The following is a 20,780-nucleotide window of genomic DNA, read 5'->3' as shown; positions in this document are numbered from 1 at the left end:
GCGGTTTTGATTTGGTCGAAGACTAGCAAGAGCCTAGCCGGCTTGCGAGACCCTGCTTACGCAGTGTCGCACCCCGTACGGCCCGACTGGACGAAAACCGTAACTCGTCTAAATCACAGCCGAACGAAAGCGGATGTGATGAGCCTCAAGCCCAGTTTGCCGCCCGATCATGCAACCATCAAAAGCGGCCGCATCGGCGTGCTGCTGATGAACCTCGGCACGCCCGAGGGTACGAGCTACCGCCCGATGCGGGCCTATCTCAAGGAATTCCTCTCCGACCGCCGCGTCATCGAGGAACCGCGCTGGAAATGGTGGCCGATCCTCAACCTGATCATCCTGTCGACGCGCCCCAGCCGGAAGGGCAAGGACTACGCCTCGATCTGGAACAATGAGCGCAACGAAGGCCCGCTCAAGACGATCACACGCGCACAGACCGAAAAGCTCGCCGAGCGCCTGAAGGGCGAGGCTGGCGACCGCATCACCGTCGACTGGGCAATGCGTTACGGCCTGCCCGATGTGAAGAGCCGGTTGAAGGGCCTGCTCGACCAGGGCTGCGACCGCATCCTCCTGGTGCCGCTCTACCCACAATACGCCGCACCGACCTCGGCGACCGCCTGCGACCAGGCGTTTCGCGCTCTCATGGAGATGCGCTGGCAGCCGACCGTGCGGGTCGCCCATCCCTATTATGCCGACCCGACCTATATCGACGCGCTCGCCGCCTCGATCCGGACCTCGCTCGGCAAGCTCTCCTTCGAGCCGGAGGTGATCCTCTGCTCGCTGCACGGCATGCCGAAGGAATATCTGCTCAAGGGCGACCCCTATTACTGCCAGTGCGCCGTCACCGCCCGGCTGCTGGGCGAGAAGCTCGGCCTGTCTGAGGAACGCTTCCGCCTGACCTTCCAGTCGCGCTTCGGACCGGACGAGTGGCTGCAGCCCTATACCGACGAGACGGTGAAGGCGCTGGCCAAGGCAGGTACCAAATCGCTCGCCATCGTCGCGCCCGGCTTCTCGGCCGATTGCCTGGAGACGCTCGAGGAACTCGACGTCGAGAACCGCGAGATCTTCATGCACAATGGCGGCGAGAAGATCGCTTATCTGCCCTGCCTCAACGATTCCGAGGAGGGCATGCAGGTGATCGAGGCGGTGGTCCGCCGGGAGTTGATGGGCTGGGTGTAAGTAGGCGCGAGTTTTCCTTCTCCCCTCGGGGGAGAAGGTGGCAGCGCGAAGCGCTGACGGATGAGGGAAGGGTAGCCGCAACCTTATCCGCTGTTCACCCAGTCGGACCGCCCTCATCCCCCTGCCGGGACCTTCTCCCCCCGAGGGAAGAAGGGAAATCACCCCACCACGAACCGCGTCACGCCCTCCAGCACCGGTTTCGCCTGCAAAATCCGCCGGTGCCCGAGCCCGCTCGTCTCCTGCAGCGTCACGAACGGCCCCGCGGCCGCCAGCGCCTGCGCATGATGGAAATCGAGCTCGCGGTCCTGCCGGTCATGGATCACCAGGGTTGGCAGGCCGATCGCCTCTAGCTGCCCGCGCCCCTCGAAGGCCTCGACCGGATTGCCGGCGACACTATGGATGCGCCGCTCCAGCGCCGCCTGGCCGCGACGACCAAGCCCGATCGTCGCCCCGAAATTGCGGGTGATCGTCGTGACCGAGGACGGCGCCGCGACCAGAGCGAGCCGGTTCGTCCTGACCCGCGGCTGGCCCGGCACGCTGCGGGCGAGTCCAGCCAGCGCAATCGCCCCACCGAAGGAGTGGGCGACGATCGCATGCACCGGGGCAAAGACGCGGGCAACGGCGGCGAGCGCAGCGACGCCGAGCGGAATATTGAGTTCGGCCCCGGTCGAGGTGCCATGCGCCGGCATGTCATAGGCGACGACGCGGAAGCCCTGCGCCAAGAGCGGCTGGATGAAAGCGGTCATGAAGGCCGCCTCGCTGTTCCAGCCATGCAGCAGGATCACTGTCGGCGCCGGACCATCGCCATCTTGCAAGCGAGGCTCTGGTTCGAACAGATAGGTGCTGACCGTCCCGCACGGGTAGGATACCGCCTGTTTGATGGCGGGTGCGAGCCGGAAGCGGGCAGCGATGATCGCCTTGCCGGTCCGAGTCTGCGGACCCGGCTGGCGCGGCGGCGTGCAGAAGAGCTTGAAAGCGGCGCGCCCAGCGGTACGTGGGGCGATGAAGCTGCCGATACGGACGAGAGGACGAATGACGCGAAGGGCTGCGCTTGGCATGATCGGATACCCTGTTCGTTCAGTCTTGAACTATTATGTTCAGCCATGAACAAAATGCAAGAGCCGATTTCTAAATCCGCGGATGAGCCGGAAGGCACCGGCGGATCGCGCCTGCCCTGGGAGCTACCGCGCTTCAAGAACTGGCTCGCAGTCGCACGCATGCACCAGCTCTGGAAGAAGGTCTTCTCGGAGGCGCTGGCGCCGCTCGGTATCCAGCTCGCGCATTACGATGTGCTCGCCAATGTCTTCCGCACACCCGGGTTGACCCAGCAGGCGCTGGCCGAAAAACTGCTCGTCGGCCGTAGTGCCATGAGCATGCTCCTGCCCGAGCTTGAGCGGCGCGGCCTGATCGAGCGCCGCAATGACGACACCGACCGCCGCGTGCGCCGGCTCTGGCTGACGCCGGAAGGCGAGGTGCTGACCCGCAAGGCGCTGGCGATCCACACCAACAAGATCGAGGCGATGATGGGCGTCCTCAACGACGAGGAGTGCAACACCGTCGGCGAGATGATGTGGCGCGTGGTCAAATATCTGGAGAACTGACGCTGCGAGCCTGCATCAGAGCTTCGCAAACATCGCTATGATGAGCGGCTGCTGCGCCGAAGCTGGAGAAGGGATGAGATGGGCTCGCAAGGTTTGGATATCGCCACGGTCGCCCTGATCATGATGGTCGTCGCGGTCGTCATCGCGATCGCGCTCGGCGTGCGCACCGTGCCGCAGGGCTACAACTTCACTGTCGAGCGCTTCGGCCGCTATTCGCGCACGCTCGGCGCCGGCCTCGGGCTGATCATCCCGCTCTTCGACCGGATCGGCCACAAGGTGAATGTGATGGAGCAGGTGCTCGACATTCCCTCGCAGGAAGCGATCACCAAGGACAATGCCGGCGTGCGCATCGACGCCGCCGCCTTCTACCAGATCCTCGACGCAGCCAAGGCGCGCTACGAGGTCTCGGCGCTCGATCAGGCACTGATGGTCCTGACCATGACCAATATCCGCACGGTGGTCGGCTCGATGGACCTCGACCAACTGCTCTCGCATCGCGACGAGATCAATGAGCGGCTGCTGCGCGTGATGGACGCCGCGGCCTCACCTTGGGGCGTCAAGGTCACCCGCATCGAGATCAGGGACATCCTGCCGCCGGCCGATATCGTCGGCGCGATGAACCGGCAGATGAAGGCCGAGCGCGAGAAGCGCGCCGCCGTGCTGGAAGCGGACGGTATGCGCCAGGCCGAGATCCTGAAGGCCGAAGGTCTGAAGCAATCGCAGATTCTCGCCGCCGAGGGTCGGCGGGAAGCCGCCTTCCGCGACGCCGAGGCCCGCGAACGCTCGGCGCAGGCCGAAGCGGCAGCGACCGCCATGGTCAGCGAGGCGATCAGCCGCGGCGACATCCAGGCCGCCAATTTCCTGATCGCCGAACGCTACACCGATGCGCTGAAAGCGATGGCGAGCGCCCCCAATAGCAAGGTGGTGATCGTGCCGATCGAGGCTGCCGCCCTTGCCGGCACCGTCGGCGGTATCGCCCAGCTCACAAAGGCAGTGTTCGGCGATGACGCGATAGCGAATCGTCGGGCAGGCTCCGTTCCCGCGGCCGGCCGCTCCGTGGAGGGCTGACCATGCTCGACTGGTTCGCCTCCCTCGGCGGCTGGGCCTGGGTCGTGCTCGGGCTCGTCCTCATCGGCGGCGAGATGCTGGCACCGGGCGTCTTCCTGCTCTGGTTCGGCCTCGCCGCGCTGCTGACCGGCATCGTCGTCGGGCTCACGGGCGTCGCCTGGCAGGGCGCCTTGCTGGTCTTCGCGGTTCTCGCCGTCGCCAGCGTCCTTGCTGGCCGCGCCATCACCCGCCGCCGGGGCGAAGAGCCCGATGCCGCCTCGGGCCTGAACGATCGCGGCCGTCAGCTGATCGGCAAGGTCTTCAAGCTGGAGGCGACCATGGCCGGCGGCGAAGGCCGCATCCGCGTCGGTGATTCCTCCTGGCGCGTCACCGGCCCCGAACTGCTCGCCGGCACCGAGATCCGCGTCGTGCGGGTCGAGGGGGCAACGCTCGTGGTCGAGAAAGCCTGAATTTCGCCTCCCGTTCAGTTTTCCGTAAACCCCGCACGAGTGCTTAACGGGCCGTTCACGCCGGTCACCTTCGGTCGTGGACCGTACCGACCGGTTCCGTCATGACGGGGCTGGCGCCGCCGGATGTCGGATCGCGGCGCCGGAGGATTCCGTCATGAGCATCCCGCACGGTCCGATCGACCTGCTCCTCGCCGCCCTGCTGTCGCTGCTGCTGGCAACCCTGACCATCGGCGGCGCCATCGCCTGAGGAATCAGCCGGTTAAGCCCGGATTCATGCTGAATCGAGGGTTCACTATGCTGCTGAACCCTCGATTCACCGGCAACCGCCCAAATCCTCCTGAAGCGTTGGGACACGCAGGGAGAGAACCATGGCGGGCCGGCACGAACCGATCGATCTCATCATCGCGGCAGCACTCTCGCTGCTGATGCTGCTGGCGGTGCGCCCCGCCCAGGCGCGCGAGGTCGTCGACTTCCCCGATTATCGCTACCAGCCCGGCACCATCCTGATTCGGACGGCCGAGCGGAAGCTCTATTACATCGCCGCGCCGGGGCAGGCCCTGCGCTACACCATCGCCGTCGGCAAGGCCGGCAAGCAGTGGCGCGGTGTCAAATATGTCGAGGAGCTCATGGTCGATCCGGCCTGGAGCCCACCGGCCGAGGTCAAGCGCGACAATCCGCGGTTGCCGGACGTCATTCCGGGTGGCGCCCCCAACAATCCGATGGGTGCGCGCGTCATCGGCCTCGGCCCCGGCGGCCAATATGCCATCCACGGCACCAACAACCCGCGCTCCGTCGGCACCGCCGCCTCCTATGGCTGCTTTCGCATGCACAACAGCGACGTGATCGATCTGTATGCTCGCGTCCGCATGGGCACCCCGGTCGTCGTCGCGCCCTGACGACTGGAGCAAGCACTGCCTCTTTCGCCGATCGCCTAGATCGCGACCGGCGACAGCAACGGCCGGCCGGCGAAAAACGCCTCCAGATTGGCGAGCAGCAGCTCCTGCTGGGCGATCTGAGCCGATTCTGCGTTCGCCGCGATATGCGGCGTCAGCACTGCGTTCTCCAGCGCCTTGAGCCGATCCGGAACGACAGGCTCGTGCTCGTAAACGTCGAGCGCCGCGCCCGCGATCGTGCCGTTCTCCAGTGCCTCGATCAGCGCCGCTTCATCGACCGCAATGCCACGCGATATGTTGACGAGATGGCCGTGCGGACCGAGCGCGCGCAGGACCGCGGCATCGATCGCGTGCCGCGTCTCAACGCTCGCGCGCACCGAGACCATCAGGATATCGGCCCATTCGGCGAGGCCGACCAAGCTATCGTGATACTGATAGGGCAGCCCCGGCCGTGGCGAGCGGTTGTGATAGCCGACTGTCATGTCGAAAGCGGTTGCCCGCACCGCGATGCGCTGGCCGATGGCGCCCAGCCCGAAAATGCCGAGCTTGCGCCCGGCCAGGCCCGGCACATGCGCCATGCGCTCGATCGCATTGCCTTGCCAACGGCCGGCCCGCACGAAGCGTTCGGCCGCGCCGATCTGCCGGGCACTCGCCAGCATGAGCCCCACCGCGAGTTCGGCGACGCTCGTCGCGTTGGCGTCGGCGGCATTGCTGACCAGGATGCCGCGCGCCTTGGCAGCGGCCCGCTCGACGCCCTCATTGCCCGTGCCGTAGCAGGCGATGAGACCGAGGCTGGGCAAGGCGTCGATCAAGGCAGCGTCGGTTTTCCAGGTACCGACCGTCAGCAGCACGCGCGCCGCGTCCGCCCCCAACGGCAGCGCGTCCGGTGCGGAATGACTCATCGGTCCAAGCACCTGGTATCGCTGCTCCAGGCGCGATACCAGGGGCGCCGGCATGCGCGGCGCCATCAGGATCGTCGGCTTCATGGCTGAAAGACCTCCGGGCGAATTGTTGCATCGCAGCATTTGCCGGCCCCGGCTTCAATGACCCAGAGCGCCGACCTGCCATCTCCCGGACGCAACCCGGATTCACCGAACAATCGACGGGATTTTTCGTAAGCCCGCCTCTCGCCTGCGACAAAAAAGCCGGATATCGTTTTCAAAGGCGTAACGCTGAGTCCAGCACGCCTTTCGAACCGATATGTCTTCAGAGGGGTACCCGATGGATCATCTCGCCGACGTCAAGAAGTTCGCCAAGAAACCCGTCAACGAGGCCGCCTTCGCCGGCATGAGCAAGGCTTATGCCTTGGTCATGAGCAAGCCCGATACGCGCTATGTCGCCTGCTCCGACCCCGCTGAACTCGAGCGCGTCCGCGAGAACTTCCTGAAGAAGAAGCTCGGCCTGAAGACCGCCGACCTCGACGCCTCCATCAAGGCCACCTGCGATCACATGAAGGCCGACAAGACCAAGTCGCGCCTGACCTTCTATTATTTGCTGGCCGAACATTACGGCAAGCTCGACGGCTTCGTGAAGAAATAGGCTCCGCCCCAGGGCACAGCCTGCATGGCGCCCCTTAGGGCGCCATTCGCATTTCTAAGGACAGCGCGAAAAGTGCGCTGAGCGACCCAAGACTGGAGCACACGATCCGACTTGGGGGATTTCGATGTTCACGCTGTCCCGTTCCGCCCTTTCCGGCCACGCCCAGACGCTCTTCACCGTTGCCGAGGCGGCCTTCGCCTCGACGATCGTCTTCGGTGCAGGCCTCGCCCTTGCCACCACGATCGGCTTCTTCTGAGGCTGCCATGCCAACCGCTGCCACCTCAGCCGCCCGTCCGCATTTCAAGATCGGGCGCGACCGCGAGGGCCACTGGATCGCGATCGAGACGCATGGTCGCGGCGGCGGCTATTTCCGCAGCCGGGACGATGCCCTGCACTATGCCCGCGCCGAGGCAGGCGCCGATGCCGTGACGGTCAGCGCTCGCCCGCTCGCACTGCGCCTGTCCTGACTCTGCTCAACGATAGAGGTCGACCCGCGTCAACGGCAGGCCCGACGGTCCCTTGCGCCGCTTCGACACCAGCGTCTGGTTGATCAGCGCTCCACCACGCTCGAAGGCAAGCGAGCAGCCGGCGAGATAAAGCAGCCACATCCGGGTCCGCTCCGGCCCGACTTCCGCTTCCGCCTCAGCCTTGTTCGCATTCAGCCGCTCGAACCACAGCCGCGTCGTGCGCTGATAATGCTCGCGCCAGCCCTCGACATCGTGCACCTCGAAGCCGTAGCGCTCGAGATTGGCGATCGACATGCCGAGATGGTCGAGTTCACCACCCGGGAAGATATAGCGCACCAGGGCACGGTACTCCGCCGGCATCTTGTTGAAGGCCCGCTCGGTCTTCTTGGCACGCCGCGAGATCGAATGGTGCAGATAGAGCCCGCGCGGCTTGAGCAGCCGGTTCACCGCCTGGAAATAGGTCGGGTGATTGCGGATACCGACATGCTCGAACATGCCGATCGAGGAGATCTTGTCGAACTCCCCTTCCATCTGGGTGAAGTCCTTGAGGTGGAGCGTGACCTTGTCCGTGAGGCCGAGCGCCTCGACCTTTTCCTGCGCCAGCTTGAGCTGCTCCTCCGCCAGCGTCACGCCATGCGCCTCGACGCCGTAATGCTGCGCGGCGTAGCAGACCAGCGCCCCCCAGCCACAGCCGATATCGAGCAGCTTGTCGCCCGGCTTCAGGCGCAGCTTGCGGCAGATCATCTCGAGCTTGTCGGACTGCGCCCGCGCGAGATCGTCGTGATCCTCGGTGAAATAGGCGCAGGTGTAGACCATGCGCTCGTCGAGGAAGAGCCGGTAGAATGCGTTCGAGACGTCGTAGTGATGGGCGATATTGGCCTTGTTCGTCGCAGGCTTGCCGTCGCGGGCGATCTCGTCGCCCTTGATGTGCTCCACTGCCTGCGGCGCCGTGCCCGGCGCGAAGATGAAACGTCTGACGACCTCGAATACCGCCGCCTTCGAAATGCCGCGCGCCAGCCTACCGACCTTGCCGTCCGGGCGCGCCGCCGCGAGATCGAAGATCGAGCCGTTCTGGATCGCGATCCGGTCGGAGATGTGCAGGTGCAGCAGCGTATCGAGCTTCGGCTTGCGCAGCAGCGCCGCGACGACACCCGCATCGCGGATCGCGATCCCCAGCCCATCCTGAGGCCAGTCGGCCGGCACGCGCGAGCCATCCCAGAGCGAGAAGCCGAGCTTCAGTCCGAGCTTCTGGTACGCTTCGGTCAGGAGCCGCCGCAGGGCTTCGAGGCGCTTGTCGTCACTCATGCTGGATCAAAGCCCGTTGCAGTCAGCCCCGTCTTTGGCCGGCTGCGGCCCCCTTTGCAACCGCCAGGTCTGCGCAGCTCAGAAATCGCTGGCGATCCCCTTCACTTCCCAATCGTCATAGCGCACCGGTTCGAGCCCGCCGCGGCCGGCGACCTCCTTCTCGCGACGGAGCTCGGCGGCCTTGGCATCGATCGCCGCACGGCGCGCCTCGGCTTCGGCGAGCGCGCGCTGAGCCGCCGGCGACAACGCCTTTGCGGCAGCGGTCGCTCCGCCTTCGTCCGTCTTCGTCTGCGAGCTCATGATCGGCCATTCTCTTGCAGGATCGGCATTGTCCCCACCACATAGGGACGAAAGCGCACTCCGGCGAGCATTTCCGCGCTGGAGCGGCGACGCAAGAAGGGGTTCTCGATGAACTATGCCCGTACCGGCATGCTGATGGCGGCGCTCACCGCGCTGTTCGGCGTGGTCGGCTATCTGCTTGCCGGCGCCGGCGGCATGCTGATCGCGCTCGGCATCGCGGTCGCGACCAACCTGTTCAGCTACTGGAATTCCGACCGGTTGGCGCTGTCGGCCTACAATGCCCAGGAGGCCGATGAGCGCAGCGCGCCCGATCTCTACCGGATGGTGCGCGACCTCGCCCAGCGCGCGGACATGCCGATGCCGCGTGTCTACCTCATCCAGGAGGACCAGCCGAACGCCTTCGCCACCGGCCGCAACCCGCAGAACGCTGCCGTCGCGGCCACCACCGGCATCATGCGCACGCTGTCCTATGACGAGCTCGCCGGCGTGATGGCGCATGAGCTTGCGCACATCAAGAACCACGACACGTTGACCATGACCGTCACCGCGACCATGGCCGGCGCGATCTCGACTCTTGCCTCCTTCGGCATGTTCTTCGGCTCGCGCGACAATCGCCCCAACGCCATCGTCCAGATCGCCCTGATGATCCTCGCTCCGCTCGCCGCGACCATCATCCAGATGGCGGTTTCGCGCTCGCGCGAGTATGAGGCCGATCGCATCGGCGGCGAGATCTGCGGCAACCCGGTGGCGCTCGCCGACGCGCTCGCCAAGATCGCCGGCGGCGTTTCCCATATCCCGAACGAGACGGCGGAGGCGAAGCCTGCTACGGCGCACATGTTCATCATCAACCCGCTCTCTGGCCGCGGCATGGATTCATTGTTCTCGACACATCCCGACACCGGCAACCGCATCGCCGCTTTGATGGAGCAGGCGCGCGCCATGGGCGTAACCTCGAACCGCGGCGGTTTCGCCGGCGGCGCGAGCCAGAATCCTTTTGCCGGTGGGCGCGAGCCCGGGCCGTGGGGCTGAGAATGGCAGCTCCCCACGAAAACCGCGCGCCGGCTGACGAGGCCCCCGGTCTCGCCGCGCGCCGTCTAGCGGCGACGCTGATCGACGAGGTGCTGCGCGCCGGTACCGCTCTCGACGAGACCTTTGAGCGCATGGCGCTGGCGGCTAAGCTTGAGCCGGCCGATGCCGGGCTGGCGCGTGCGATCGCAACCGTCGCCTTCCGCCGTCTCGGCACGATCCGCCAAGTAGTCGGCGCCCGACTCGAGCGCGGCAGCCCGCGCAAATCTGGCCCCTTCGAGCCGATCATGGTCGCCGCCGCGGCGCAGCTGCTTTTTCTCGACGTGCCCGATCATGCGGCAGTCGACCTCGCGATCCGCCAGCTGCACGAGGACGCCCGCTCCTCGCGCTACGCCTCGCTCGGCAATGCTGTGCTGCGGCGACTGGCGCGTGAGCGCGAGGCGATCCTTGCCGGCCTCGATCCGCTCGCCGACACGCCCGACTGGCTGCGCCAAAGCTGGACGGACACCTACGGGCCCGATGTTGCGACGGCGATCGCCGCCGCCCATGCCGAGGAGCCGCCGCTCGACCTGACCGTGAAATCAGACCCGGACGACTGGGCCGCCAAGCTCGACGGCATCGTCCTGCCGACCGGCTCGGTACGCCTGCGCGGACGCGACGCCGTCACCGGATTGCCGGGCTTCGCCGAGGGGCAGTGGTGGGTGCAGGATGCGGCGGCCGCGCTGCCCGCCCGGCTGCTCGGTATCAAGCCGGGCGATCGCGTCGCCGATCTCTGCGCCGCGCCCGGCGGCAAAACCGTGCAGCTCGCGCAAATGGGCGCGCAGGTCGTCGCAGTCGACCGCTCCGGCCCCCGTCTGCGCCGCCTCAAGGCCAATCTCGAGCGGCTCGGGCTGAGCGCCGAGGTCGCCACTGCCGACGCCACGACTTTCGAGGCAGAGCCCTTCGATGCCGTCCTGCTCGACGCGCCCTGCAGCGCCACCGGCACGATCCGGCGCCACCCGGATGTCGCCTGGTCCAAACGCCCCGAGGATATCGCCAAGCTCACAGCCCTGCAGGCCCGCCTGCTCGACCAGGCGGGGCGACTCACCCGGCCGGGTGGACGCCTCGTCTATTGCACCTGCTCGCTGGAGCCGGAGGAGGGCGAGGGACAGGTCGAGGCCTTCCTGGCGCGGACGCCCGGCTTCGTGCGTGCTCCGATCGAACCTGCAGAGATCGGCGGACAGGCCGAAGCGCTGACAGCGCTGGGCGAACTGCGCACGCTGCCGCACCAGCTCGCCGGAGAGACGCCGCGGCTCTCCGGATGGGCGGGATTTTACGCATGTCGCCTGAACAGGGTATGAGTTGATCGGGATTCGCCTCACCGAGGCGGTAGCGGGACGGCGAGGCGGCAGAATTCATTGAGCGGCTGGTCCGAGCGCGGAGGCCTGGCACGAGCAGCCATCGGCAGGGCGGCGCGGCGGACGCGCGGCCAGATTGCCGGGGCGAAACGTGCTCTGTGGCCATTCGGGCGACTACGCTCCAGCCGCCTGCTTTTTGCCCCGCACGACCTGCGCACAGCCGATCCGACCACGGCGAGCGACATCTATGCCGGCTACTTCGCCCTCGCCGGACGTACCGTGAACTGCCATGGCGAATCGCCCTTCCTGGTCACGCCACCGAGCGAGGCCTGGGCGGAGGCGCTCCATAGCTTCGTCTGGCTGCGCCATTTGCGCGCCGCCGATACGGCCATCGCGCGCGCCAATGCCCGCGCCCTCGTCGACGAGTTCATCGCCCGCCAGCACGACCGCGATGAGATCGCGCGGCGCCCGGCGGTGATCGCCCGGCGGCTGATGTCGTTCCTGTCGCATTCGCCACTGCTGCTCGAAGGCGCCGACCATGCCTTCTATGAGCGCTTCATCCGCCATGTCGCCCAGACGGCCGAACGACTGCAGCTCGCGCTCGCCGGCGCTGTCGAGGGCGCGGCGCGGTTGCAATGCCTGATCGCGATCTGCTTTGCGGCCATCTGCCTCGATGGTCAGGAGCGGCGATTGCGCCGCTACGAGATCGCGCTCTCCGACGAATTGGAGCAGCAGATTCTGCCGGATGGCGGCCATCTCAGCCGCAATCCCCGCATCATCATCGACTTGCTGCTCGACCTCTTGCCGCTCCGCGAGACCTTCACGGCCCGCGGGCTCGAAGCGCCGCGCGCCATCATCATGGCGATCGACCGGATGATGCCACACCTCAAGCTGTTCCGACATGGCGACGGCGCGCTCGCTCTGTTCAACGGCATGGGCGCGACGCCGCCCGATCTGATGGCAACGCTGGCCGCCTATGACGATGTTCGCGCCAGGCCGATCGAGCACGCCGCCTATTCCGGCTATGATCGGCTGAACGCCGGAACTAGCATCGTCGTCGTCGAGGCCGGGCCGCCGCCCCGCGGCGCGAATTCTGTCGAGGCCAATGCCGGCTGCCTCAGCTTCGAACTGTCGACCGGCTCGCAGCGCATCGTCGTGAATTGCGGCGCCAGCCGTTTCGGCACGCCAGAGCTCAGGCTCGCCGCCCGCGCCACCGCCGCTCATTCGACCGTGACGCTGGACGACCGCTCCAGCGCCGTCTTCGGGCTGGTGCTCGGCGAAAGGCGGATCACGGCCGGTCCGGCCGATGTCCGCGTCGCCCGCCAGGACAACGAGGACGGGCACGAATGGGTGGCAAGCCATGACGGCTACCGGCGCGCCTTCGGCACCATCCATACCCGCCGCCTGCTGCTCGCTCGCAGCGGCAGCCAGCTTGCCGGCGAGGATTCGTTCAGCGCGCCGGCAGCCCTGGCGAGCCTGCCGGCGACCGCACGCTTCCATTTGCACCCGAACGTCAAGCCGAGCCTGATCCGCGATGGCGAGGGGGCGTTGCTGGCGCTGCCCTCGGGCGAGATCTGGGCTTTCGAAGCTTCCGGCATGCGGGTCGGGCTTGAGGAGAGCGTCTTCTTTGCCGCCGCCGACGGCCGTCACAAGACCGTGCAGCTCGTCATCGAGTTCGACGCCGTAGCGACACCGCAGATCATCTGGCGTTTCGCCCGCCTCGGTACGCCTGCGCAACGCCCGTCCCGGGGAGAAACAGCAGAGCGAGAGCGGGCAGAAGCGGAGCCCGATCTGCCGCTCTGAGCTCTCCGTAGGGCAAGGTAGCAGCGTCTTGTGCTTTGCAGCAAAGCCCGGGCGTGATAGGGCGCGCGCACGTATTCTGCGCGCTACCGCCATCAACCCGGACTTGATCATCCCATGCCGAACGAACTCCGCCGCGTCGAACGCGCGCTGCTTTCCGTTTCCGACAAAACCGGGCTGATCGACTTCGCCCGCGCCCTCTCGCGCATGGGCATCGCCCTGGTCTCGACCGGTGGCACCGCCAAGGCGATCGCCGAAGCGGGTCTTGCCGTCACCGACGTATCGGATCTGACCGGCTTCCCCGAGATGATGGACGGCCGCGTCAAGACGCTGCATCCGAAGGTCCATGGCGGCCTGCTCGCCATCCGCTCGCATCCCGAGCATCAGGCCTCGATGCTCGGCCATGGCATCGCGCCGATCGACCTGCTCGTCGTCAACCTCTACCCGTTCGAGGCAACGGTCGCCGCCGGCAAGCCCTATGATGATTGCATCGAGAACATCGATATCGGCGGCCCCGCGATGATCCGTGCCGCCGCCAAGAACCACAACGACGTCGCCGTCGTGGTCGAGCCGTCCGACTATGCCGCCGTGCTGGCTGATCTCGAGGCGCACAAAAGCGCGACCACGCTGACGCTGCGCCGCAAGCTCGCCCAGAAGGCCTATTCGCGCACCGCGGCCTATGACGCTGCGATCTCCAACTGGTTCGCGAACGAACTCGGCGATACCTCGCCGGCATTCCGGGCGCTCGGCGGCAGCCTTGCCGAGACGATGCGCTATGGCGAGAACCCGCATCAATGGGCCGCCTTCTACCGCACGCCGGAGCAGCGCCCGGGCGTCGCCACCGCCCGCCAGGTCCAGGGCAAGCAGCTCTCCTACAACAACATCAACGACACCGACGCCGCCTTCGAATGCGTCGCCGAGTTCGCTCCCGAGCGCACCGCCGCCTGCGTCATCGTCAAGCATGCCAACCCCTGCGGCGTCGCCGAGGGCGGCTCGCTGCTCGAAGCCTATGAGCGGGCCCTCGCCTGCGACCCCGTCTCGGCCTTCGGCGGCATCGTCGCGCTGAACCGCAAGCTCGACGCGGAAGCGGCGAAGAAGATCGTCGAGATCTTCACCGAGGTGATCATCGCGCCCGATGCCGACGAGGAGGCGATCGCCCTCGTCGCCGCCAAGAAGAACCTGCGCCTGCTCCTGACCGGCGGCCTGCCGGATGTCCGCAAGTCCGGCCTTTCCCTGCGCACCGTCTCCGGCGGCTTCCTGGCGCAGGCGCGCGACAACGCCGTGGTCGACGACATGGAGCTCAAGGTCGTGACCAAGCGCCAGCCGAGCGAGGCCGAGCTCGCCGATCTGCGCTTCGCTTTCCGCGTCGCCAAGCACGTCAAGTCGAACGCCATCGTCTATGCCAAGGCCCTCGCTACCGTCGGAGTCGGCGCCGGCCAGATGAGCCGCGTCGATTCCTCGCGCATCGCCGCCTGGAAAGCCGGCGAGGCCGCCAAAGCCGCCGGCGCGCCAGAAAGCCTCGCCAATGGCGCGGTCGTCGCCTCCGACGCCTTCTTCCCCTTCGCCGACGGCCTGCTCGCCGCGGCCGAGGCCGGCGCCACCGCGGTGATCCAGCCCGGCGGCTCGATGCGCGACGACGAGGTGATCAAGGCGGCGGACGAAGCCGGCCTCGCCATGGTCTTCACCGGCCATCGCCATTTCCGGCACTGAGACGAAAAAGGGGGCGCGGGCATGCACACGGTCAAGGTCATCGCCGCGGGCTTTGCCCTTCTCGGCGCCTTGCTCCTGATCGCGCCGCGGTTGAACACAGGCGGGCGTCATCCGATCGTCTTCGCGATGAAGCTCTTCATCCCGCTCTGGTTCGTCGCCTCGGTGATCAATCTGATCATCGGCATCAACCGCGCCGGCTATACCTTCCTGCAGGAAGTCCCGATCTTGCTCGTTGTCTTCGGCGTGCCGGCGCTAGTCGCAGGACTGGTCTGGTGGCGCTTCGGCAGAGGTGTCTCGTGAGCCTTGAATCCGTCCGCGCCTTCTTCGCCGAGCATGCACCCGATATCGCCATCCTCGAAACCGACGGCAGCAGTGCCACGGTGACGCTGGCGGCGCAGGCCTTCGGCGTCGAGCCAGCCCGCATCGCCAAGACCCTGTCCTTCCGCCTCGGTGAGCGCATCGTCTTGCTGGTGACGCGCGGCGATGCCCGCCTCGACAACAAGAAGACCAAGGCCGCCTTTGGCGCCAAGCCGCGCATGCTCGATCTCGACGAGGTCGTCGCCATCACCGGTCATCCGGTCGGCGGCGTCTGCCCGTTCGGCCTGCCGAGCCCGCTGCCGGTCTATTGCGACGTCTCGCTCAAGGTCTTCGACGAGGTCGTGCCCGCGGCCGGCTCGACCCAGACTGCGGTGCGCATCAGCCCGGACCGCATGGCGGCGCTGACGGGCGCGCAGTGGGTCGATGTCTGCCAGGAGCCCGCGGCCTTGGCCGCGCAGTAAGCCTCAGCTGCCGACGCGCTCGATCAGCGCCATCGCCGCGGCGGGATTGCGGACCTTGTCGCCGCTGATGACATAGAGGAAGACGTCGCGCGGCGTCTTCTCCGCGGCGGGCGCGACCAGCTCCAGATCCTCGGGCGCACCGCCCTTTGCCCAATCTTTCGCGCGGCCGGTCCAGCCATCGAGCTGCTTTCCGGTATAACCCTGCGGCTCCGCCTCTTTGGTCCCCATGATCCGGGCATAGACGAAGGGCGCCGTCACGTCGGCGATCTGCGGAAAGTCGGAATCGCCCGAAATGATCGCCGCGACGCGATACTCGCGCAGCAGGGCGACGAAATCGGGCGAGCGGAAGCTGGGATGGCGCACTTCCACGGCGTGGCGCAACGAAACGCCGTCGACGTCCTTCGGCAGCAGCTTCAGGAAGGCCTCGAAATCGGCCGGGTCGAAGGCCTTGGTCGCCATGAACTGCCAGTTGATCGGACCGAGCTTCTCCTTGAGCTCGCTGAGGCCGGAGGTCACGAACTTCTCAACCGAAGGGCCGGCCTCGGCCAGCACCCGGCGATTGGTGCAGAAGCGCGAGCCCTTCAGCGCGAAGATGAAGCCATCGGGCGTCTCGGCCCGCCATCTGGCGAAGCTTTCGGGCTTCTGCGAGCCGTAATAGGTGCCGTTGATCTCGATCGAGGTCAGCATGCTTGCGGCATATTCGAGCTCGCGCTTCTGCGAGAGCTTGTCCGGATAGAACACGCCGCGCCAGGGCTCGAACACCCAGCCGCCAATGCCGATATGGATCTTCCCGGCTGTGCTGGTGGCCATGGTTCGCATCCTCAACCGTGTCGCTCAAACTGATTGGTAGGGTAGTACGCTGCCGGCACTGTCGATAGGCGGCAGCATGATGCTTCCTGTTGCTGCTGACGTGATCGCAATGCGGACCTCACCTGCTCGGCCCTTGGCGCAGGGCCCTAGCTACAGCTATTGACCGCATCTTATGTCACGATGCACGCTAGGAGAGCGGTATCGAGGAGTGTCGATGGATCGCGATTGGCGGGCGCAGTTCAAGCGTGTTGTTGGCGATCGGATGCGGCGTTTTCGGCTTGCGTCGCGACTGAGCCGAACGCTGGTAGCGCAGGCTCTCAATGTGAGTGAGACGCAATATACCAGCTATGAACGTGGTGTCAGCCACGCGAGCTCCGCACTCCTAATGAAGCTGGCGAGCTTCCTAGATATCCCGCCACGAGAGCTTAGCAGAGGTATGGCGGCACTGGTCGCGGTTGCCGGTTTCACCGACGTCGAACAGGAACGCTACAAGGAAGAGCCAGCTGCTGCATCGCGCTCGAGAGTTAAGCAAGCAACAGCGAACATAAAGGATCAAGGTACGCTGAGCGCCTTGGCGTATCTCACGGAGTTCCTCGCAGAACTCGATGGCCAGGGAACATAGCTCGCTTAGAATCCCGGGCTTTGTGCCCCTCGAACAACAAACCCCGACCGCGAGGCGGTCGGGGTTTTGGTATGCAGGGGTATTTGGTTGCGGGGCCTGAAACCACCGACAGTTTTTTCAAGAGTTCGGTCCTATCCTTGTTGCTCAGGCGAATTCTGCGAACGCCCGCGTCCGCAGCGCGCCATAAGCCGACATCGGCCAGTCGCCAGAAGGCGGACATCCCTGTTCGGGACGCTCTTTGTCTCATGGCGAGCGCCCGATCAGCCGGTCCTCGACGTTCTGAAGATGCCGGCGCATCGCGTCGGCGGCCCCCGCGGGTTCACGGTGGGCGATGGCGTCGACGATCCGGTCATGGTCGTCGAAGCTATGGTGATCGGCGGGCGGGCTGCTGTGGCTCGGCCGTGGCCGCCCCCAGGTGACGGCGCGGCGCACGGCGTTCAGCGCTTCGAGTAGCGCGAGCAAGATCGGGTTATGCGCCGCCTCAGCGATCTGATGGTGGAAGCGCGCGTCGTAAGCCTCGTATTCGCGCCAGGTCGTCGAGGCGCGGCAGGCGGTATTCAGCTCGGCGAGCGTGGTGACCTCGGCCGCGGTGGCGTTGATCGCGGCGAGGCGGGCAAGTTCAGGCTCGAGGCCGATGCGCGCCTTCATCACCTGGAGCGGATTGCTGCGCTGCGCCAGATCCGAGATGTCCAGCAATTGCGGTGGCCGCGGCCCGACGAAGGTGCCCTTGCCGACATGGCGCCAGAGCTGGCCCTCGCGCTCGAGCACCGCCAGGCCCTTGCGCAGTTCGGCGCGCTTGACGCCGAGGAGTTCGGCGAGCTCCCGCTCCGGTGGCAGGCGCCCGTCATCCGGCAGCCTCGCGGCGGAGAGAAAACCATAGAGCTGCGTCAGGACGCCCGAGACGGCGGCATCGGGTGGGGAATCGACTGTCTGATCCATCATGCGGCGACCGGCGGTGAGTGACAATACCTTGATTCCATGGATGGGCGGTGATTGCAACCATTTTGAAATTGGTTGAAACAGTCTGGCTTTCGAGCCGAAATTCCGGCCGTTTCAGAGGTTATCTTTGCCTTGACAGGATCAATACGGGGTATGACACTACCCAAAATAAAATTGGTTGCGACCAGATCGCGCAAAAGACCAAACAGAACTCTGGGAGGAGTCGTCATGAATCTCTTGGGAAGAAGGCTGTCCGCCGTGTTTGCCGTCGCCGCCACCCTGACGATCGGGAGCGTGGCCGCGCAGGCGCAAAGCAAGGTCCGGGTGGCGCTCGGAGACGTGCTGTCGACCGAGACGCTCGCGATGATCGTCGCGCTCGAGCGCGCCAAGGAGAAAGGCGTCGACTATCAGGTGACGCATTTCTCGAAGGAGGATCTCGCCATCCAGGCCGTGATCAACGGCCAGGCGGATCTGGGCATCGGCACGCCCTATGCCGTCGTGCAGAAGAGCAAGGCGCCGCTACGCGTGCTCTTCCAGGGCACGCGGCTCGTCTTCTTCCCGGTCGCCGACAAGTCCTACAAATCGTGGAAGGACATGAACGGCCAGCCGATCACCTTCCATGCCCGTGCGACGGGGACGGAGGCCATCGGCAACATCATCGCCAAGCGCGAAGGCATCCAGTTCGGCGAGCGCAGCTACGTGCCCGGTTCCGAGAACCGGATCATCGGCATGATGAAGGGCCAGATCAAAGCCACCGTCGTCGACCTCGCCAACAAGAACCTGCTGCTGGAGAAGGCGGGCGACCGTTTCCATGTCCTCCCCGGCGTCAGCGAGCCGGCCTCCGACGAGACCCTGTTCGGGCAGATCGAGTGGATCAAGAAGAACGAGAAGCAGGTGGACGTCATCGTCACCGAATTCCTGCGGCTCTGGCAGGAGATGGCGGCCAATCCGGGAATCGTCGAGCAGGAGCGCACCAAGCGCAAGCTGATGGCCGACCAGCCGAAGGAGGTGCTGGAGGGCATCACCAAATTCTACACGATGGCGACCAAGGAGGGCGTCTATGCGCCGACCGGCGGCAGTGCCGAAATCGCGAAGGCCGATTTCGAGTTTTACGCCGAGGCCGGACAGATGCAGGGGCCGGCGGCGGAGCTGAAGGTCGAGGACTTCTGGTATCTCGCGCCGCTCGAGCGGGCACGCAAGGCATTGGGCAGCTAGGCCGAGCTCGCCCCTATCCGGCCAACCGGCATGCCGCGCGATAACAGCCCGGCCTGCCCCTCGCTGCGGCTCTTACAAGCGGAGTGACCTCCCTTGCAGATTTCCGACCTTGCCACTGCCCTCCCGACGCGCCGTGAGCCTCCGGCCAGCTATTGGCGCGACGCGCTGATCCACCCGCTGGTCCTGCGGCTGGTTTCCTTCGCGGCGGTGCTGGCACTTTGGGAATATGCTGGGCGGATTCCATTGAGCCCGGCCTTTCCGACCTTCCTCGAAACCATGGGCGGCCTCAGTGCGATCATCGCCGACGGGACCCTGTTCAAGGCCTTTCTGATCACCCTCCATCCCCTCGTGATCGGTCTCGCCGCCTCGGTCCTGCTCGGCGTGGCGCTCGGCGTGCTGATGGGCCTGCACGAGCCTTCGGAATGGCTGATCGCACCCGTCTTCGTGATCGCCCAGGCGGCGCCGCTGGCCGCGCTCATCCCGGTCCTGACCTTCGCCTACGGCATCGGGCTCACCGCCAAGATCATGACCGTCTGCATCATGGCGATGCCGGTCATCGTGCTGAACACGCTGGGCGCGGTGCGCAACACGCCTAGATCGCTTCTGGAAATGAGCCGGTCCTTTCTCGCCACGCGCAGCCAGAGCATCCGCCTCGTCATCCTGCCCGCCGCGAGCCCGATGATTTTCGCCGGTCTGCGGCTCGGCTGCGCAGCCGCCTTCATCGGCGTGATCCTCGCCGAGTTGCTGATCACGCCGACCGGTATCGGCGACGTGATCTCCTACAACCAGTCGGTCGCCGACTATCCGAAGATGTACGCGGCCATTCTCGCCATCATCGTGTTCTCGGTCCTGTTCATCGAGCTGCTGGAGCGGATCGAGCTCACCCTGTTCCGACCGGAGAGCCGCTTATGACCCCGAACATCGCTCCTGCCGAACCCCGGCAGATGTCAGGTTCCGCGCCGATCCCGCCCCTCGCCACGCGGCCGATCGTCGAGGTCAAAAGCGTCTCGAAGACCTATGCGGGTGGCATCGAGGCGCTCAGCGGCATATCGCTGGATTTTCCGGAGGGGCGGCTGACGACCCTGCTCGGCCCGTCCGGCTGCGGCAAGACCACGCTGCTGAAGATCATCGCCGGCCTGATCCCGGCCAGCGGCGGCCAGGTCTTCGTCGATGGCCGCGAGGTGAAGGGGCCGGGCCCCGAACGCGCCTTCGTCTTCCAGGATTTCGCGCTGATGCCCTGGGCGAGCGTCATCCGCAACGTCGCCTTCGGGCTCGAATTGCGCGGTGTGACCCATGGTGAGCGCGAGGCGATCGCCGAACGCCACATCGCGCGCGTCGGCCTCAAGGGTTTCGAGCGAAAATACCCGCACGAGCTCTCGGGTGGCATGCGCCAGCGCGTCGGCCTTGCCCGTGCGCTCGCGGTCGACGCCAAGGTCGTGCTGATGGACGAGCCCTTCTCGGCCGTCGACGAGCAGACGCGCCGCAAATTCCAGGAGGAGCTGCTCGAGCTCGTCGCCAACGAGGGCAAGTCGTTCATCTTCGTGACGCACAGCATCGAAGAGGCGGTCTATGTCTCCGATCGGATTGCGCTGCTCTCGCGCCGCCCGAGCCGCGTCTCGGCCATCATCGAGCCGAGGATCGTGCGCGGCGGCGATCCGGAGAAGATCCGGCGCGACAGCGCCTATCTCGATGTCGTCGAGGACATCTGGCAGCAGCTCAAGCATTATCTGGATTAGGGGCTGGC

24 protein-coding genes are annotated in these 20,780 nt (G+C 66.1%); 18 read left to right on the top strand and 6 right to left on the bottom strand.

Going from position 1 to position 20,780, the window contains the following annotated elements:
* The first annotated feature begins 138 nt into the window (after positions 1-138).
* On the top strand, positions 139-1,176 hold the full coding sequence (gene hemH / locus BLM15_RS22295; protein ID WP_126114810.1) for a ferrochelatase: 1,038 nt from the start codon (positions 139-141) through the stop codon (positions 1,174-1,176).
* A 158-nt stretch (positions 1,177-1,334) separates the two neighbouring features.
* On the opposite strand, the gene BLM15_RS22290 is transcribed toward hemH, so the two are convergent.
* The gene (locus BLM15_RS22290) at positions 1,335-2,234 is read right to left on the bottom strand and encodes an alpha/beta fold hydrolase (RefSeq protein WP_126114809.1); all 900 of its coding nucleotides are present in this window, start codon (positions 2,232-2,234) and stop codon (positions 1,335-1,337) included.
* Positions 2,235-2,279: 45 nt separating this feature from the next.
* On the opposite strand from BLM15_RS22290, the gene BLM15_RS22285 reads away from it, so the two are divergent.
* The 4 genes from BLM15_RS22285 (at position 2,280) to BLM15_RS22270 (ending at position 5,190) form a co-directional block, all read left to right on the top strand.
* Positions 2,280-2,777: a MarR family winged helix-turn-helix transcriptional regulator gene (locus tag BLM15_RS22285; protein WP_126114808.1), complete on the top strand. Its 498-nt coding sequence runs from the start codon at positions 2,280-2,282 to the stop codon at positions 2,775-2,777.
* Between the two features lie 78 nt (positions 2,778-2,855).
* Entirely contained in the window at positions 2,856-3,845 is a 990-nt protein-coding gene (locus tag BLM15_RS22280; protein ID WP_126114807.1) for an SPFH domain-containing protein, read from the top strand.
* Between the two features lie 2 nt (positions 3,846-3,847).
* Positions 3,848-4,294 (top strand): NfeD family protein, encoded by a 447-nt coding sequence (locus BLM15_RS22275; RefSeq protein WP_126114806.1) that lies wholly within the window; start codon positions 3,848-3,850, stop codon positions 4,292-4,294.
* A 368-nt stretch (positions 4,295-4,662) separates the two neighbouring features.
* Complete coding sequence (locus tag BLM15_RS22270; protein ID WP_126114805.1) at positions 4,663-5,190, top strand: L,D-transpeptidase; 528 nt, start codon at positions 4,663-4,665, stop codon at positions 5,188-5,190.
* 35 nt (positions 5,191-5,225) lie between these two features.
* Here the strand turns inward: BLM15_RS22270 and BLM15_RS22265 are convergent, their stop codons facing one another.
* Complete coding sequence (locus BLM15_RS22265) at positions 5,226-6,173, bottom strand: 2-hydroxyacid dehydrogenase (protein WP_126114804.1); 948 nt, start codon at positions 6,171-6,173, stop codon at positions 5,226-5,228.
* 235 nt (positions 6,174-6,408) lie between these two features.
* On the opposite strand from BLM15_RS22265, the gene BLM15_RS22260 reads away from it, so the two are divergent.
* The 3 genes from BLM15_RS22260 (at position 6,409) to BLM15_RS22255 (ending at position 7,193) form a co-directional block, all read left to right on the top strand.
* A complete protein-coding gene (locus BLM15_RS22260) occupies positions 6,409-6,726 on the top strand; it encodes a DUF2853 family protein (protein ID WP_126114803.1) in 318 nt (105 codons plus the stop codon).
* A 124-nt stretch (positions 6,727-6,850) separates the two neighbouring features.
* Positions 6,851-6,982: a hypothetical protein gene (locus BLM15_RS32160; protein WP_257791803.1), complete on the top strand. Its 132-nt coding sequence runs from the start codon at positions 6,851-6,853 to the stop codon at positions 6,980-6,982.
* A 7-nt stretch (positions 6,983-6,989) separates the two neighbouring features.
* Complete coding sequence (locus tag BLM15_RS22255; protein ID WP_126114802.1) at positions 6,990-7,193, top strand: hypothetical protein; 204 nt, start codon at positions 6,990-6,992, stop codon at positions 7,191-7,193.
* Positions 7,194-7,199: 6 nt separating this feature from the next.
* Here the strand turns inward: BLM15_RS22255 and BLM15_RS22250 are convergent, their stop codons facing one another.
* Positions 7,200-8,498: a class I SAM-dependent methyltransferase gene (locus BLM15_RS22250; RefSeq protein WP_126114801.1), complete on the bottom strand. Its 1,299-nt coding sequence runs from the start codon at positions 8,496-8,498 to the stop codon at positions 7,200-7,202.
* Positions 8,499-8,576: 78 nt separating this feature from the next.
* The gene (locus tag BLM15_RS22245) at positions 8,577-8,798 is read right to left on the bottom strand and encodes a DUF1674 domain-containing protein (protein WP_126114800.1); all 222 of its coding nucleotides are present in this window, start codon (positions 8,796-8,798) and stop codon (positions 8,577-8,579) included.
* Positions 8,799-8,906: 108 nt separating this feature from the next.
* Here BLM15_RS22245 and htpX point away from each other — a divergent pair, with 108 nt between their 5' ends.
* From htpX to BLM15_RS22215, 6 genes are all read left to right on the top strand, one after another.
* Entirely contained in the window at positions 8,907-9,827 is a 921-nt protein-coding gene (htpX, locus tag BLM15_RS22240) for a zinc metalloprotease HtpX (protein ID WP_126114799.1), read from the top strand.
* Positions 9,828-9,829: 2 nt separating this feature from the next.
* Positions 9,830-11,164 carry an RsmB/NOP family class I SAM-dependent RNA methyltransferase gene (locus BLM15_RS22235; protein ID WP_126114798.1) on the top strand — a complete coding sequence of 445 codons (1,335 nt, stop codon included), beginning with the start codon at positions 9,830-9,832 and terminating at the stop codon, positions 11,162-11,164.
* Between the two features lie 57 nt (positions 11,165-11,221).
* Positions 11,222-12,964, top strand: a complete 1,743-nt coding sequence (locus BLM15_RS22230; protein WP_126114797.1) for a heparinase II/III family protein — start codon at positions 11,222-11,224, stop codon at positions 12,962-12,964.
* Positions 12,965-13,078: 114 nt separating this feature from the next.
* On the top strand, positions 13,079-14,671 hold the full coding sequence (gene purH, locus BLM15_RS22225) for a bifunctional phosphoribosylaminoimidazolecarboxamide formyltransferase/IMP cyclohydrolase (RefSeq protein WP_126114796.1): 1,593 nt from the start codon (positions 13,079-13,081) through the stop codon (positions 14,669-14,671).
* A gap of 21 nt (positions 14,672-14,692) precedes the next feature.
* A complete protein-coding gene (locus BLM15_RS22220; RefSeq protein ID WP_126114795.1) occupies positions 14,693-14,971 on the top strand; it encodes a hypothetical protein in 279 nt (92 codons plus the stop codon).
* Positions 14,968-15,450 carry a YbaK/EbsC family protein gene (locus BLM15_RS22215; protein ID WP_126114794.1) on the top strand — a complete coding sequence of 161 codons (483 nt, stop codon included), beginning with the start codon at positions 14,968-14,970 and terminating at the stop codon, positions 15,448-15,450. Before BLM15_RS22220 ends, BLM15_RS22215 begins: the two co-directional genes overlap by 4 nt.
* Positions 15,451-15,453: 3 nt before the next feature.
* Here BLM15_RS22215 and BLM15_RS22210 read toward each other — a convergent pair whose 3' ends face one another.
* A complete protein-coding gene (locus BLM15_RS22210; protein ID WP_126114793.1) occupies positions 15,454-16,260 on the bottom strand; it encodes a DUF72 domain-containing protein in 807 nt (268 codons plus the stop codon).
* Between the two features lie 214 nt (positions 16,261-16,474).
* On the opposite strand from BLM15_RS22210, the gene BLM15_RS22205 reads away from it, so the two are divergent.
* On the top strand, positions 16,475-16,882 hold the full coding sequence (locus BLM15_RS22205) for a helix-turn-helix domain-containing protein (RefSeq protein ID WP_164547604.1): 408 nt from the start codon (positions 16,475-16,477) through the stop codon (positions 16,880-16,882).
* A gap of 243 nt (positions 16,883-17,125) precedes the next feature.
* Here BLM15_RS22205 and BLM15_RS22200 read toward each other — a convergent pair whose 3' ends face one another.
* Entirely contained in the window at positions 17,126-17,824 is a 699-nt protein-coding gene (locus BLM15_RS22200) for a FadR/GntR family transcriptional regulator (protein ID WP_126114791.1), read from the bottom strand.
* Positions 17,825-18,049: 225 nt separating this feature from the next.
* Here BLM15_RS22200 and BLM15_RS22195 point away from each other — a divergent pair, with 225 nt between their 5' ends.
* From BLM15_RS22195 to BLM15_RS22185, 3 genes are all read left to right on the top strand, one after another.
* A complete protein-coding gene (locus tag BLM15_RS22195) occupies positions 18,050-19,036 on the top strand; it encodes an ABC transporter substrate-binding protein (RefSeq protein ID WP_126114790.1) in 987 nt (328 codons plus the stop codon).
* A gap of 93 nt (positions 19,037-19,129) precedes the next feature.
* Positions 19,130-19,948 (top strand): ABC transporter permease, encoded by an 819-nt coding sequence (locus BLM15_RS22190; RefSeq protein WP_236846380.1) that lies wholly within the window; start codon positions 19,130-19,132, stop codon positions 19,946-19,948.
* On the top strand, positions 19,945-20,772 hold the full coding sequence (locus BLM15_RS22185) for an ABC transporter ATP-binding protein (RefSeq protein ID WP_442859390.1): 828 nt from the start codon (positions 19,945-19,947) through the stop codon (positions 20,770-20,772). Before BLM15_RS22190 ends, BLM15_RS22185 begins: the two co-directional genes overlap by 4 nt.
* Positions 20,773-20,780: the final 8 nt, after the last annotated feature.

This window comes from Bosea sp. Tri-49, from assembly GCF_003952665.1.
In the GTDB taxonomy this organism is placed as follows: Bacteria; Pseudomonadota; Alphaproteobacteria; order Rhizobiales; family Beijerinckiaceae; genus Allobosea.
Note: the sequence above shows the minus strand (reverse complement) of the source record. Positions and strands in the feature narration are given on the sequence as shown.

Coding starts and splice junctions, on each gene's coding strand:
- hemH (WP_126114810.1), top strand. CDS start 139: ATGAGCCTCAAGCCCAGTTTGCCGCCCGATCATGCAACCATCAAAAGC.
- BLM15_RS22290 (WP_126114809.1), bottom strand. CDS start 2,234: ATGCCAAGCGCAGCCCTTCGCGTCATTCGTCCTCTCGTCCGTATCGGC.
- BLM15_RS22285 (WP_126114808.1), top strand. CDS start 2,280: ATGAACAAAATGCAAGAGCCGATTTCTAAATCCGCGGATGAGCCGGAA.
- BLM15_RS22280 (WP_126114807.1), top strand. CDS start 2,856: ATGGGCTCGCAAGGTTTGGATATCGCCACGGTCGCCCTGATCATGATG.
- BLM15_RS22275 (WP_126114806.1), top strand. CDS start 3,848: ATGCTCGACTGGTTCGCCTCCCTCGGCGGCTGGGCCTGGGTCGTGCTC.
- BLM15_RS22270 (WP_126114805.1), top strand. CDS start 4,663: ATGGCGGGCCGGCACGAACCGATCGATCTCATCATCGCGGCAGCACTC.
- BLM15_RS22265 (WP_126114804.1), bottom strand. CDS start 6,173: ATGAAGCCGACGATCCTGATGGCGCCGCGCATGCCGGCGCCCCTGGTA.
- BLM15_RS22260 (WP_126114803.1), top strand. CDS start 6,409: ATGGATCATCTCGCCGACGTCAAGAAGTTCGCCAAGAAACCCGTCAAC.
- BLM15_RS32160 (WP_257791803.1), top strand. CDS start 6,851: ATGTTCACGCTGTCCCGTTCCGCCCTTTCCGGCCACGCCCAGACGCTC.
- BLM15_RS22255 (WP_126114802.1), top strand. CDS start 6,990: ATGCCAACCGCTGCCACCTCAGCCGCCCGTCCGCATTTCAAGATCGGG.
- BLM15_RS22250 (WP_126114801.1), bottom strand. CDS start 8,498: ATGAGTGACGACAAGCGCCTCGAAGCCCTGCGGCGGCTCCTGACCGAA.
- BLM15_RS22245 (WP_126114800.1), bottom strand. CDS start 8,798: ATGAGCTCGCAGACGAAGACGGACGAAGGCGGAGCGACCGCTGCCGCA.
- htpX (WP_126114799.1), top strand. CDS start 8,907: ATGAACTATGCCCGTACCGGCATGCTGATGGCGGCGCTCACCGCGCTG.
- BLM15_RS22235 (WP_126114798.1), top strand. CDS start 9,830: ATGGCAGCTCCCCACGAAAACCGCGCGCCGGCTGACGAGGCCCCCGGT.
- purH (WP_126114796.1), top strand. CDS start 13,079: ATGCCGAACGAACTCCGCCGCGTCGAACGCGCGCTGCTTTCCGTTTCC.
- BLM15_RS22220 (WP_126114795.1), top strand. CDS start 14,693: ATGCACACGGTCAAGGTCATCGCCGCGGGCTTTGCCCTTCTCGGCGCC.
- BLM15_RS22210 (WP_126114793.1), bottom strand. CDS start 16,260: ATGGCCACCAGCACAGCCGGGAAGATCCATATCGGCATTGGCGGCTGG.
- BLM15_RS22205 (WP_164547604.1), top strand. CDS start 16,475: ATGGATCGCGATTGGCGGGCGCAGTTCAAGCGTGTTGTTGGCGATCGG.
- BLM15_RS22200 (WP_126114791.1), bottom strand. CDS start 17,824: ATGATGGATCAGACAGTCGATTCCCCACCCGATGCCGCCGTCTCGGGC.
- BLM15_RS22195 (WP_126114790.1), top strand. CDS start 18,050: ATGAATCTCTTGGGAAGAAGGCTGTCCGCCGTGTTTGCCGTCGCCGCC.
- BLM15_RS22185 (WP_442859390.1), top strand. CDS start 19,945: ATGACCCCGAACATCGCTCCTGCCGAACCCCGGCAGATGTCAGGTTCC.